This is a genomic window from Cyanobium sp. T1B-Tous (assembly GCF_024345475.1).
Classification (GTDB): domain Bacteria; phylum Cyanobacteriota; class Cyanobacteriia; order PCC-6307; family Cyanobiaceae; genus Cyanobium_A.
In genome coordinates this window covers 48,054-60,035 of the sequence record NZ_JAGQBE010000009.1, presented here as the reverse complement: position 1 = coordinate 60,035, position 11,982 = coordinate 48,054, and the positions used below count along the sequence as shown (strand labels likewise).

Sequence of the window (11,982 nt, the reverse complement as noted above, 5' to 3'; positions counted from 1 at the left end):
GGGCCCCGGCCGTGCAGCCAGCAGCCACCTGGCGTGATTCATCGCGATCCACCCGGGTGAGGCGATCCAGGCGCTGCTCCCGGCGAATGGCAGCACCGCCGCTGTGGGGAATGTCGCCCTGGATCAGTTCGCTGGGCAACTCGGAGAGGAACACCGACGGCACCGCCGGCTCGCGCATGCCACCCCAGAGCCGCCGCTCACTGGCATGGGAGAGGAACAGGCGCTCCTTGGCCCGGGTGAGGCCCACGTAACAGAGGCGCCGCTCCTCCTCAAGGGCGGAGGGGTCTTCGAGGGAGCGGTAGCTGGGGAAGAGGCCCTGCTCCATCCCCACCAGATACACCACCGGAAACTCGAGACCCTTGCTGGCATGCAGGGTCATCAGGGTGACCCGGTCCTGCTCGGTGTCCTTGCTGTCGGCGTCGCTGGCCAGGGCCGCCGAAGCGAGGAAATCCTCCAGGGAGCCCTCCTCGTTCTCCTCCTGGTACTGGAGCGCGGCATTCACCAATTCGTTGAGGTTGCGGCGCCGGTCTTCCGCTTCATCGGTGCCGTCGGCGATCAGCTCGGCCACGTAGCCGCTCTGCTCCATCACCCGCTGCACCAGCTCGGACGGGGCGATGTCCTGGCTGCAGGCCTGCAGGCCATTGATCAGCTCGCAGAACTGCAACAGCCCCTTCGCCGACCGCCCCCCCAGGGAGCGCACCGCCTCGGCATCACTCACCACGTCCCAGAGGGGAATGCCGAGCTGGTTGGAAGCGTCGGTGAGCCGCTCAATGGTGGTTTTACCGATGCCGCGCTTGGGGGTGTTGAGCACCCGCAGCAAGCTGACGGTGTCGGCGGGATTCACCAGCAACTTCAAATAGGCGAGCACGTCCTTAATCTCACGGCGGTCGTAGAAGCGCAGCCCCCCCACCACGATGTAGGGGATGCCCCAGCGCACCAGCGACTCCTCCATCGCCCGACTCTGGGCATTGGTGCGATACAGCACGGCCATGTCGCCCCAGCTGAGATCAGGGTGGGCGGCTTCGAGCATGCGCATGCGGTGCACCACCGCCTCGGCCTCGGCGATCTCGTCGTCGCAGCGGGTGAGGGAGATCAGCTCGCCCTCGCCGCGGGTGGGGCGCAGGACCTTGTCGATGCGCTCGGAGTTGTGGGCGATCAGGGCGTTGGCCGCCTCCAGGATCGTGGCGGTGGACCGGTAGTTCTCCTCCAGCTTCACCATCGTGCTGGTGACATCGCCGGGTGCGCCGTCACCGAAGTCGTCCTGAAAGCCCATCAGGATCGTGAAGTCGGCGGCGCGGAAGCTGTAGATGCTCTGGTCGGCATCCCCCACCACGAACACCGAACGGCCATTCCAGTCGTCGTAGGCGGCCGGATCGCGACCGTTGGTCACCAGCAGCTTGATCAGGTCGTATTGGGTGCGGTTGGTGTCCTGGTATTCATCCACGAGCACGTGGCGGAAGCGCCGGTGCCAGTAGTCGCGGATCTGCTCGTTCTGGCGCAGCAGCTGCACCGGCAGCAGCAGCAGATCGTCGAAGTCGAGGGCGTTGTTGGCGGCCAGGGCACGCCGATAGCGCCGGTACGTCTCCGCCATCAACTTGCCCCGCTGGCCGCCGGCATCGGCTTCGAGCTGCTCGGGCATCCAGCCCTGGTTCTTGGCGTTGCTGATCGCCCAGCGCACTTTCTTGGGCTCAAAGCGCTTGGGGTCGAGCTGCAGCTCCTGGGTGACGATCTCCTTGATCAGGCTCTGCACGTCGTTCTCGTCGTAGATCGAGAACTGGCGGGTCCAGCTCAGGCCTTCGGGATCCTTGAACTTGTCGATGTCGAAGCGCAGCAGCCGGGCGAACAGGGCGTGGAAGGTGCCGATCCACAGCTCCTTGATCACCTCGCGGTAGATGCGGCTGCGCAGCTGGCGCTGCTCCACGGCCGGCAACGTGCTCCACGGCTGGCCGAACTGGCTCTGGGCCAGCTTCTGGGCCAGCAGCAGCTCCAGCCGCTCCTTCATCTCGCGGGCCGCCTTGTTGGTGAAGGTGACGGCGAGCAGATGGGCCGGATCGGCGCCGTGGTGGCCGATCAGATGGGCGATGCGGTGGGTGAGGGCCCGGGTCTTGCCGCTGCCCGCACCGGCCACCACCAGCAGCGGACCGGTGTGGTGGTCCACCGCCTTGCGCTGGGCATCGTTCAGGCCGGCGAGGAAAGCACTCATGGGGCCGACCCTAGGCAAGCCGGCGGGCCAGTCCAGCGGGAAGCCGCTTGCCCAACCGCTGACGCCAACGCTCCAGCCGCAACCGGGCCAGGGAAGGGGCTTGCAGCGGCGCTTCACCCCCCTGGAGCCGATCCAAGTGGGCGTTGATGGCCACCAGGGCCTGGCGCCAGCGCTCCCGCAGCCGGGGCTCGCTGAGCTCCTCGAGCAGCTCCTCCAGCTGGCGCGGCGGCGGCAGCCAGGCCGACGGATCGGCCACCGCCGCCGTGATCCGTTCGACATCGGCCGTCAGGGTGCCCGCCCCGATCTGGTGGGCCAGGCCGCCGGGATCGAGGGTGTCGGCCAGGGCATGGTTGAAGCTGCTGAACAGCACGCAGCCACAGGCCAGCGCCTCCACCGGCGGCAGGCCAAACCCCTCACTCACGCCGCTGCAGCGCCAGTGGTCGGCCGAGTCGTAGAGCACCACGGTGGCGCTGTTGAACAGGCCCACCAGATCCTCCACCCAGCCGTCCTGCACCTCCACCCGCAGCCCCCGGGCCCGCAGGGCCGGCACCAGCTGCTCCAGCACATAGGTGCTGGTCTTGCGCCGTTGCACCAGCACATCGATCGAGCGGCCGCCGGGCTCTGGCGGGGCGCCCAGATTGGCGGGGCGAGCTCCCCGGGCGATCCAACTGGCCTCAAGGGCATTGGGCACCAGAAACAGGGGATTGCGGCTGGCCCACTGGCCCCAGTAACCCAGGGTGTTGCGGCTCACCGCCAGCACCGGCACCCCGGGGGGCAGCCGAAAGCCGTAGCCGCTGCTGTGGGCGTGATAGGCCGCCGGCCGACCCCGCAACGCCCGCAGCTGGCGGGGCACATCGAAACCCCAACTCACGATCCAAAGCGCCTGATCGGCAGCGGCGGCACCCAGGGGTTCCGTCCGCAACAGGTCCGCCAGAAACGGCACCTCCGCCTCCCGTTGGCGGTAGGTGACCAACTGGGTGGGCACCAGGTCAGCCAACAGGCGAGCTGTCTGCTGCTCCACCAGCAGCCCTCCGCAGCGAAACCTGCCGGTGGTGCCGGGAACCAGAAAGCGAAGGGGCCTCAAGGGCTGGGGGGGCGAAGTCAGGCGGCGACGGCCTCGGTGCTGCCGGCCCGCTGGCGGCGGGTGAGGAAGCCGAAGAGCACCTTGCCGATGGCGGCGATCAGGTTGCCCTCGAGCTCCTGGAACATGACCATGTTGAGGTGGAAGGCCTGATTGGCCTCCTCCACGATGCGATCGGCCATGGCCTGATCGATCGGCAGGCTGTCGAGCACGGTGCGGTAGTTGGCCTTGAAGCCCTTCTCGTCCGGAATGGCGTCGAATTCGTAGAAGCGCAGGCCGTCGTGTTCGCCCAGATTCATCGCCTTCTGGGCGATGTTCTTGAGGATCTGACCGCCGGAGAGGTCGCCGATGTAGCGGGTGTAGTGGTGGCCCACCAGCAGCTCCGGGCACTCCCGAGCCACCTGGTGCAGGCGGTCGACGTACTTCTGCGCACCTGGGGTGGGCTGGACGGCACTGCGCCAGTCGCTGCCGAAATAGAAGGCCAGGTCCTGCTCGAGGCTGTCGCGGCGGTTGAGTTCAGGGAAACCCACCGGCCCCACCACCGGGTGGTCCCTGAGCTTGCCGAACTCGTCCTCCATGGCGGAATAGACGAAATAGAGGTCGGCCACCAGGGTGCGGTAGCTGGCCTTATCGACCACCCCCTTGAGGAAGCAGCTCACGAAGCCGGTGTTCTCCGCCATCGTGTGGGCCTTCTTGGTGCCTTCACGCAGTTGGGAAGCAAGGGCGACGGCCATGAGTAACGATTAGAAGAGCGGCTGTGCCAGTCCGACACGCAGTCAACATAAGAGGATCACGCCGCATAGGCACGGCACTTTGCAAAGGGTTGCAACTACCACAACCCGGCGGCTCCGCAGGAATTCAGGGGAAAGACGATCTGGGCATGACAGAAAAGCGCTCAGATTACAGCCCCCCTGGACAAGCATTGTCGCCTTTAGCATCCATAAAACCCGCTTAAGGGCGTGTCGGCCTGCTTCCAAAACCTGTCTTCTTGGCTAGCCTCTAAATCTCAGGCAAAATCAAGCATGCACATAATTCTCCAACAATCACCTCAATTACGCCATCGCTGCCATCGCCTGATTAGCAGTTAAAGCACAAACATCGTGAATTCATTCAATCTCTGAGTCGCCCCCCCGCAAAGGGGTTTTTATTGTCTATTTGTTTTGGGCCCGCCATCGCGACGACAGTTGCTGGCAACATCACCTCGAGTGCGCACGCCACCCCAGCCGCCATGCCCGCCGCCGCCGCCGGCCTCGAGGCCGGCGAACCCATCAGCGAGCAGGAGGCCCTGCGCCGGCTCCGCCAGAGCGACGATCCCTCCCAGCAGTACTACGGAGCCTGGTGGCTGGGCCGCATGCGCAGCCAGCACCCCGAGGCCGTGCCCCTGCTGCAAAGCGCCCTGCGCCAGCGTCGCCCCCGGGATCCGGGGGCTGGCGTGGAGGAAAATGCAGTGGCCCGCAATGCGGCCCGGGCCCTGGGCAAGCTGGCCCCGGCGGCCCATGCCGCCGTTCCCGACCTGCTGGACACCCTCGAAGACCCCGACGATGGCCTGCGGGAGGCCGCAGCGCGGGCCCTGGGAGAGCTGCGCGCCGAGGCGGCCATCGCCCCCCTGTGCCACCGGCTCGCCGGCGGCCCTGCCGTGGCCGGCGCCCAGCGACCGGACAGCCCCAGGCTGGCCGAACCCTGCGAAGCCCTGTTGGAGGCCCTCGGGGACATCGGCAGAGCCGATCCCCAGGTGCTGGCCGTGGTGGAGCCGTTCATCTCCCATGAACGGCCGTTGATCCGCAGCGCTGCCGCGCGCACCCTGCTGCAACTCAGCGGCGACAGCCGCTGGGGAGCGCTGCTGGTGGAGCTGCTGGACCACCCCCAACTGCAGGTGCGGCGGGCCGCCCTGATGGACCTGGGAGCCGCCGGCTGGCGGCCCGGCTTCGAGGCCATTGCCGGCACCCTGGCTGAAAACAGCCTGAAGCTGATGGCGCTGCGGGGGCTGGTGGAACGGGGCCGGGGTGAGCCGGGCGACGGGGCCCTGCTGGCCTGCATGGATGCGCTGCTATGAGCGCTGTGCCCCCCGCCACCGTGGCCGCCCGCATCGAGGCCGTCCAGCGGGCCGACAGTGCCCTGGGCCTGCTGCGCGCCACCCAGGAGCTGGCGGCCTGCACGGCCCCCGCGGCAGCGCCGACCCTGGTGGAGGTGCTGGGCTTCAACAATCCCGGCGCCGCGGTGGCCGCCGTGGATGGCCTGATCAGCCTCGGGGCAGCGGCGGTGGAAGCCCTGCTGCAACTGGATCCGGACAACTACGGGGCCCGGGCCTGGGCGGTGCGGGCCCTGGCGGGCATCGGCGACGTGCGCGGCCTCGAGCTGCTGTTGGATGCGCTGGGGAGTGATGTGGCGGCCAGCGTGCGCCGGGCCGCCGCCAAGGGTCTGGGCCAGCTGGAGCTGGGGGGCTTGCCCGGAGCGGAGCAGCAAGGCGTGCGCCAGCGCTGCCTGGAGGCCCTGCTCGCGGCCACCGGCGATGGCGAATGGGTGGTGCGCTACGCCGTTGCGGTGGGGCTGGAATCCCTGGTGGCAGGCCTTCCCGCCGAGGCCCTAGAGCGCCAACAGGCCCGAGATGCCCTGGGGGGCCTCAGCCAGGGGGGCGACGACACCCCTCCGGTGGTGCAGCGCCGCGCGGCCCTGGCCCTGTCCCGGCTGGAGTGCCCATGAAACGGGTGCTGTTTGTCTGCCTGGGGAACATCTGCCGCTCCCCTGCCGCCGAGGGCGTGTTCCTGCACCTGCTGGCCCAGGCGGATGCCACTGAGCGCTTTGTGGTGGACTCGGCCGGCACCGGGGGCTGGCATGTGGGCACGGCCGCCGATCGGCGCATGCGCGAAGCCGCCAGCCGCCGGGGCATCACCCTCACCAGCCGCGCCCGCCAGCTGGAGCCAGACGACCTGCTCCACTTCGACCACATCCTCACCATGGATGCCAGCAACCTGGCCCAGGTGGAGTCCCTGGCTCGGGACAGCGGGCTGGCACCAGCGCACCGGCCCCGGATTGAGCCCCTGGTGCGCTACTGCAGCCGGTTTGAGGCGCTGGAGGTCCCAGACCCCTACTACGGCGGAGCAGCGGGCTTTGAGCACGTGCTCGACCTGCTGGAAGACGCCTGCACCGGCCTGCTCACCGCCCTGGACAGCACACCCACGGGGAGGCCTTCGCGCCCCTAGGGAGCGGGGGTCGGCCAGACCTCTTCCGGCACCCGCTCGCGAAAGAGATCCACCAGGGCCTGGATCACCGCCTCAATCGCCATGCCGTCGGTCACCAGCTCGATCGCGTCCTCGGCCTGACAGAGCGGCGCCACGGCGCGGCTGGAATCGAGGTGGTCGCGCTCAGCGATCTGGGCCTCAAGCTCCGCCAAGGGCGGCACGCCAAAGCCCCGCTGCGCCAAATCCTGGGCGCGGCGGCGGGCTCGCTCGGCCACGGTGGCCGTGAGAAACACCTTGAGCTCGGCGTCGGGGAACACGGCGGTGCCGATGTCCCGGCCTTCGGCCACCAGCCCACCCTTGTGGCCCATGGCCTGCTGCTGGGCCGTCAGCGCGTCGCGCACACAGCCATGGGCAGCCACCACCGACACCTGGGCCGTCACCTCCGGGCTGCGGATGGCTTCGGTGACGTCGTGGCCATTGATGCGCACCTGCTGCTCACCGCCAGGCCCCGAGCTCAGCTGCAGGTCCAGGTTGTGCAGCAATGGCGCCACCGCCTCCGGATCGGCAGGGTCAGCGCCCTCGCGCTGCACCCACCAGGTGAGTGCCCGATACATCGCCCCGGTGTCGAGGTAGATCAGGCCCAGCCGGCTGGCGAAGGCACGGGTGACGGTGCTTTTCCCCGCCCCCGCCGGTCCATCAATGGCAACGATTGGCAGACGGGACATCAGAAACAAGTGGTCGATCAGACGGCTGGGGCCGCAATGCACCGCCGCAGCAAGCAGGGCCAGGCCCCGCACCTGCTGCAACGGCTCCAGGCTATGGGGAGCCACCAGCTCCACATAATCCACCACCAACCCGGCCGCCTCCAGCTGGGTTGTGAGGCCGCCGGTCAAGGCCCCGGCCTGACGCTCCCCGGCCTGCAGCCGGGCCGCCGCGGCCGCCAATCCCGCCGGCAGGGCGGCGGCCTGCTGGCGCTGGGGCAACGAGAGGCGCCGATTGCGGGAGCTACAGGCCAGCCCATCCCCCTCCCGCACGGTGGCGCAGCCCTCGATCCGCACGGACAGGCCCAGATCCGCCACCACCCGCCGCAGAATCACCAGTTGCTGCCAGTCCTTTTCCCCCAGCCACAAGCGATGGGGCTGGACGAGGGCCAACAGCCGGGTGACCACGGTGGCCACGCCCTCGAAGTGCTGGGGGCGGCTGCGGCCGCACAGGCCCTGACGCAGGGCTTGGGGTGGCACAACCCGGGTCAGGCCGGCCTCCCCCTGGGGGTAAATCTCGGCCACGGAAGGCGCAAACAGGGCCGCGGCCCCTGCCGCTGCCGCCAGGGCTGCATCGGCGGCCAGGTCCCGGGGGTAGGCCTCGAGATCTTCGCCAGGGGCGAACTGCAACGGATTGACGAACACACTCACCAACACAGCAGGCGCCCCGCCGCCCCGGGACTCCGCCGCCCGCCGGATCAACTGCTGATGGCCCGCATGCAGGGCCCCCATGGTGGGCACGAAATGCACCGGACCGGTCTGCCGGCGGCGCCAGGCGGCCAGGTCGTCTCGGGTGTGGAGCAGAAGCACGGGGGGACGGCGGGCCGGCAACAAAAAACCCACCCGCCAGATTGGCGGATGGGCTGGTGAACACTCCGAAGAGCAGCTCAGATCACCTGAGCACGTCGAGGCGAACCTGGGCGACACCACTGGCCGTGAGGCCCAGGGTGTGGGCGGCTCCATGGGCCAGATCGATGACGCGGTTGCCATGGAAGGGGCCCCGATCGTTGATCCGCACCACGGTGGAGCGACCGTTCCAGAGGTTGGTCACCATGACCTTGGTGCCGAAAGGCAGGGTCCGGTGCGCCGCTGTGAGCGTGCCAGGGCGGAGAACCTCCCCACTGGCCGTGCGATTTCCGTAGAAACCAGGGCCGTACCAACTGGCCTGACCCTTGGCGGTGTGAACCACCCGCGGGGCTGGCTTGGGGAGGGGAGCGATGGGCGCGGGAGGGGCCTGCTTGATCAGGCTGTCCTCGGGGTTGGGTAAGGCATCCGCTTCGCGGATGGCGACCTTGGTGCTGGGTTCTTGGGCTTCCGGTGCTGGTGCAGCGAGGGCGACAGCCTCGTGACCGGTGGCAGCTCTGCTGGAATCGGCCATGGCGGGAACCAGGGCGCTACCAGAGAGAAGAAGGGCAAGGGCCCCCAGGGAGAAGGTGCTGCGCATAACAAACGAAACCCGCGGCAAAAGCAGCAATCACCAGCCAGAAGCCAAAGCCAAAGGCCAATCAGTGATTCGTCAGCGTTGGATCCGGTCTCGATCTGAATGAAGATGAGATCCGAATTCGCGTTCGGAGTTCCTATCGGGAATTGACGACGCCGCAAAGTTAACGGCTTCGCACGGTGGTTTTGGTCAAAAACGACACCCCGAAGATCGATCAGCTTTTGTCATCAAATCCAACAGCGCAGGCCCTAACAGGGCTCAGCCGGGGTCGACAAGTCCGCCACTGATCAGCGACCCAAATGCCTCGCATTAGCGCAGCTGATTGTCTTGTGTGCCAATCGGCGGATTGTCCCTGGCCTGGCGGCGGGTCGGCTGGCGTTGGAGGATCGGAGCACTGCTCCTGATGGACTGCAACGGGATGGACTACCGCACAGCGGGCGTGGACGTGGTCGCGGGCCGGGCCTTTGTGGATCGGATCCGATCCAGCGTGGAGGCCACCCATCGCCCCGAAGTGATGGGTGGCTTGGGGGGCTTCGGCGGCTTCTGCCGCCTGCCCGCCGGCTTGCGGGAGCCCCTGCTGGTGGCCGGCACCGACGGGGTCGGCACCAAGCTCGAACTGGCCCAGGCCCATGGCCAGCACCACGGCGTGGGGATTGATCTGGTGGCGATGTGCGTCAACGACGTCATCACCAGTGGAGCGGAACCACTGTTCTTCCTCGACTACATCGCCACGGGCAAGCTCAGCCCCGAGGCCATGGCCGAGGTGGTGGAGGGTATTGCCGACGGCTGCCGCCAGAGCGGCTGCGCCCTGCTGGGGGGCGAGACCGCTGAAATGCCAGGGTTCTACGGCCCGGGCCGCTACGACCTGGCGGGCTTCTGCGTCGCCGTGGTGGAGGCCAGTGCGGTGATCGACGGCCGCACCGTGGTTGCCGGCGACCGCATCGTGGCCGTGGCCAGCAGCGGCGTGCACAGCAACGGATTCAGCCTGGTGCGCCGGATTCTCGACACCCAGGCGGTCGACGACCTCACCCGCTTGCCGGGGAGTGACCAACCCCTGCTGGAGGCCCTGCTGACCCCCACCCGCCTCTACGGCGGCCTGGTGAAAGCCCTCCTGGCCGCCGGCCTGCCGATCCATGGCATGGCCCACATCACCGGCGGCGGTCTGCCGGAAAACCTGCCCCGCTGCCTCCCGGCCGGGGTGCATGCCGTGATCGACCCCGCCAGCTGGCAGCGCCCCGCCCTGTTCGACTGGTTGCAACAGGCAGGGGAGGTGCCCGAGGCCGATCTCTGGAACACCTTCAACCTGGGGGTGGGCTACTGCCTGGTGGTGCCAGACGCCGCCGTCGCCGACGCGTTGGCGATCTGCCACGCCGCGGGCCATCCAGCCTGGGAGCTTGGCCACGTGGCCAGCGGCAGCGCTGGCGATCAACCGCTGGCGGGCCTCCCCTATCGCCCCTGATCCCTACTGGAGCCGGGGCTGGCGAATTGCATCACCTTGGGCTCTGGCCAGGGAGCCTGCCCCACCGCTGATTAGGGTGCTGGCCTCGGAGCTGTAGTTGGTCGGCCTTCCCGCCGGCCCCAGAGCGCTCCCCCTGGAAACAGAGGGACACTCCGGTGGACCCAGTGGTGCTCGAGAAGAACGAAGACAAATCAGGCCGACCGTAATGACGCAATCCTTAGGTTCAGAACAACGCGGTTCCCAAGACAGGGCTTCCCAGGATCGGGCTACGGGTCAGCGCATCACCCGCCGCCGCAGCTCCGCCGGCCCCGTTCCCCCCAGTCGCCCCCAGCGCCCCCGCGAACCGGTGGCCCCTCCCCAGCGCGGAGGCTTGCGGCCCACCTTCCTCACCCTGCGGGATCACGGCAAGGTCTACGTCGCCGATCTGCCCCGTCTGTCCGATGGCCAGCTGGCCCATGTGACCAAGGAAGCCCGCGAGGTGCTCGAAAGCCTGGGACGCCGACTGGAGGAACTCGAGGCCCAGCCCTTCCTCTCCGAAGCCGAGCAGGACACCCGCATCCGGGCCTCGACCAAGCGGGATGTCACCGAGCGCTTCCTCCGCTCGATTGACGACGAATTGCAGCTCCGTCGCAACAACCCCGCCCTGCGGGCCGCCGCCGGAGAATCGCTGGCCCGGGTGTTTCTGGAACTGGCCCGGCACCGGCTGCCTGGCTCCACCTTTGATTCCCTGCTGCAGGAAGCTCTGGCCGCCTGCGGACCCGAAGCCGCCGCTGCCGAGGCAGAAACCCACCCGGATGCCGGCGCCACCCCCGTGGTGCCCCTGGTCCGGCCCCAGGCCCTCCCAGTGGTCCTCACCCTGGATCCCACACCCCAGGCCGGCTAATCGCTCTGGAACGGATTGGCGGGCATCCGGGCTTCCAGCGCCCGGGCCAGGCCATCCAGGCGGGCACGATCCTCGAGGTTGAGGGTCCAGCTCAGGGCAGCCGCGGCCTGCTCCACCTGCTCGGGCCGCCGCAGCCCCGGAATGGGCATGGCCCCATGGGCCCGGCACCAGTTGAGCGCCACGGCCGCCAGACCTCCAGCCTGGCCGACGGCAATCCGGGCCATCTCCGCCTGAAGGTCCACCAGGGCCGGAGCCAACCGCCGAAACAGGGCTCCGCGCGGACCCGCTGGCCAGGTCTGACGATCGAGAGGCCGGGCCAGCAAGCCAAGGGCCAGTGGGCTGTAGGCGATCAAGTGGATCTCGAGCTCCCGGCACACATCCGCCACGCCACCGGAGCCAATCGGCTCTGAAGCCAGGAGCGACAGCTGCACCTGCAGGCTGCTGAGCCGCACGCCCCGATCGGCCAGTCGGCGATGCACCGCCCGCAACCGCCGCGGCCCCATGTTCGAGACACCCAGGGCACCCACCTCACCCCGCTGCACCAGATCGGCCAGGCCATCGAGCAGGGGCCCCTCCTGCCAGGGCGCATAGCGGGCCGTGCTCCAGTGCAGCTGCACCAGATCGACCCGTCCGCCCAGACGCTGCTTTGAGGCCTCAAACGCCCGCTGGTAGCCCTGGCGCCCCAACCGCCAGGGGAAGGGGGCCAACTTGGTGGCCACGCACAACGACTCCCGACGGGCGGGGGGGAGGGCTGCCACGAAACGCCCCAGCAAGGCCTCACTGCGGCCATTGAAGCGGCCCGTGCCGTAGGAATCGGCGGTGTCGAAGGTGTGCAGCCCAGCCTCCACCGCCGCCGCGAAGGTGGCTTCCAGCACCGGATCCTGACTGGGGTCATACCCCCACAACAACTGATTCCCCCAAGCCCAGGTGCCCACGCCAATCCCAGGCGGACGGGCCGGTGGATGCGCCATCGTG

Annotated in this window: 11 protein-coding genes; 5 read left to right on the top strand and 6 right to left on the bottom strand. The window is 68.6% G+C overall.

Annotated elements, in window-relative coordinates; translation table 11 throughout:
- The 3 genes from KBY71_RS03890 to KBY71_RS03880 all read right to left on the bottom strand — a co-directional run.
- A partial coding sequence (locus KBY71_RS03890; RefSeq protein ID WP_254927653.1) for an ATP-dependent helicase occupies positions 1-2,203 on the bottom strand: 2,203 nt, incomplete at its 3' end.
- 10 nt (positions 2,204-2,213) lie between these two features.
- Complete coding sequence (locus tag KBY71_RS03885; RefSeq protein ID WP_254927652.1) at positions 2,214-3,287, bottom strand: glycosyltransferase family 1 protein; 1,074 nt, start codon at positions 3,285-3,287, stop codon at positions 2,214-2,216.
- A gap of 17 nt (positions 3,288-3,304) precedes the next feature.
- The gene (locus KBY71_RS03880) at positions 3,305-4,018 is read right to left on the bottom strand and encodes a heme oxygenase (biliverdin-producing) (RefSeq protein ID WP_254927651.1); all 714 of its coding nucleotides are present in this window, start codon (positions 4,016-4,018) and stop codon (positions 3,305-3,307) included.
- 494 nt (positions 4,019-4,512) lie between these two features.
- Here KBY71_RS03880 and KBY71_RS03875 point away from each other — a divergent pair, with 494 nt between their 5' ends.
- The 3 genes from KBY71_RS03875 to KBY71_RS03865 are packed head-to-tail and all read left to right on the top strand — an operon-like array spanning position 4,513 to position 6,484.
- Positions 4,513-5,337: a HEAT repeat domain-containing protein gene (locus KBY71_RS03875; protein WP_254927650.1), complete on the top strand. Its 825-nt coding sequence runs from the start codon at positions 4,513-4,515 to the stop codon at positions 5,335-5,337.
- The gene (locus KBY71_RS03870; RefSeq protein WP_254927649.1) at positions 5,334-5,984 is read left to right on the top strand and encodes a HEAT repeat domain-containing protein; all 651 of its coding nucleotides are present in this window, start codon (positions 5,334-5,336) and stop codon (positions 5,982-5,984) included. Before KBY71_RS03875 ends, KBY71_RS03870 begins: the two co-directional genes overlap by 4 nt.
- Positions 5,981-6,484, top strand: coding sequence for a low molecular weight protein-tyrosine-phosphatase (locus tag KBY71_RS03865; protein WP_254927648.1), 504 nt, complete (start codon positions 5,981-5,983; stop codon positions 6,482-6,484). Before KBY71_RS03870 ends, KBY71_RS03865 begins: the two co-directional genes overlap by 4 nt.
- Here KBY71_RS03865 and KBY71_RS03860 read toward each other — a convergent pair.
- On the bottom strand, positions 6,481-8,034 hold the full coding sequence (locus KBY71_RS03860; protein WP_396095067.1) for a bifunctional pantoate--beta-alanine ligase/(d)CMP kinase: 1,554 nt from the start codon (positions 8,032-8,034) through the stop codon (positions 6,481-6,483). The genes KBY71_RS03865 and KBY71_RS03860 overlap by 4 nt on opposite strands.
- A gap of 82 nt (positions 8,035-8,116) precedes the next feature.
- Positions 8,117-8,668 carry a septal ring lytic transglycosylase RlpA family protein gene (locus tag KBY71_RS03855; RefSeq protein ID WP_254927646.1) on the bottom strand — a complete coding sequence of 184 codons (552 nt, stop codon included), beginning with the start codon at positions 8,666-8,668 and terminating at the stop codon, positions 8,117-8,119.
- 415 nt (positions 8,669-9,083) lie between these two features.
- Between KBY71_RS03855 and purM the strand changes: the two genes are divergently transcribed.
- Both purM and KBY71_RS03845 read left to right on the top strand, forming a co-directional pair.
- Positions 9,084-10,124 (top strand): phosphoribosylformylglycinamidine cyclo-ligase, encoded by a 1,041-nt coding sequence (purM, locus tag KBY71_RS03850; protein WP_254927645.1) that lies wholly within the window; start codon positions 9,084-9,086, stop codon positions 10,122-10,124.
- Positions 10,125-10,329: 205 nt separating this feature from the next.
- Positions 10,330-11,007, top strand: a complete 678-nt coding sequence (locus KBY71_RS03845; protein WP_254927644.1) for a hypothetical protein — start codon at positions 10,330-10,332, stop codon at positions 11,005-11,007.
- Here KBY71_RS03845 and KBY71_RS03840 read toward each other — a convergent pair.
- Complete coding sequence (locus tag KBY71_RS03840; RefSeq protein WP_254927643.1) at positions 11,004-11,978, bottom strand: aldo/keto reductase; 975 nt, start codon at positions 11,976-11,978, stop codon at positions 11,004-11,006. The genes KBY71_RS03845 and KBY71_RS03840 overlap by 4 nt on opposite strands.
- Positions 11,979-11,982: the final 4 nt, after the last annotated feature.

Excerpts from the sequence above, each read along its gene's own strand:
- KBY71_RS03880 (WP_254927651.1), bottom strand. The coding sequence starts at position 4,018 with ATGGCCGTCGCCCTTGCTTCCCAACTGCGTGAAGGCACCAAGAAGGCC.
- KBY71_RS03875 (WP_254927650.1), top strand. The coding sequence starts at position 4,513 with ATGCCCGCCGCCGCCGCCGGCCTCGAGGCCGGCGAACCCATCAGCGAG.
- KBY71_RS03870 (WP_254927649.1), top strand. The coding sequence starts at position 5,334 with ATGAGCGCTGTGCCCCCCGCCACCGTGGCCGCCCGCATCGAGGCCGTC.
- KBY71_RS03865 (WP_254927648.1), top strand. The coding sequence starts at position 5,981 with ATGAAACGGGTGCTGTTTGTCTGCCTGGGGAACATCTGCCGCTCCCCT.
- KBY71_RS03855 (WP_254927646.1), bottom strand. The coding sequence starts at position 8,668 with ATGCGCAGCACCTTCTCCCTGGGGGCCCTTGCCCTTCTTCTCTCTGGT.
- purM (WP_254927645.1), top strand. The coding sequence starts at position 9,084 with ATGGACTACCGCACAGCGGGCGTGGACGTGGTCGCGGGCCGGGCCTTT.
- KBY71_RS03845 (WP_254927644.1), top strand. The coding sequence starts at position 10,330 with ATGACGCAATCCTTAGGTTCAGAACAACGCGGTTCCCAAGACAGGGCT.
- KBY71_RS03840 (WP_254927643.1), bottom strand. The coding sequence starts at position 11,978 with ATGGCGCATCCACCGGCCCGTCCGCCTGGGATTGGCGTGGGCACCTGG.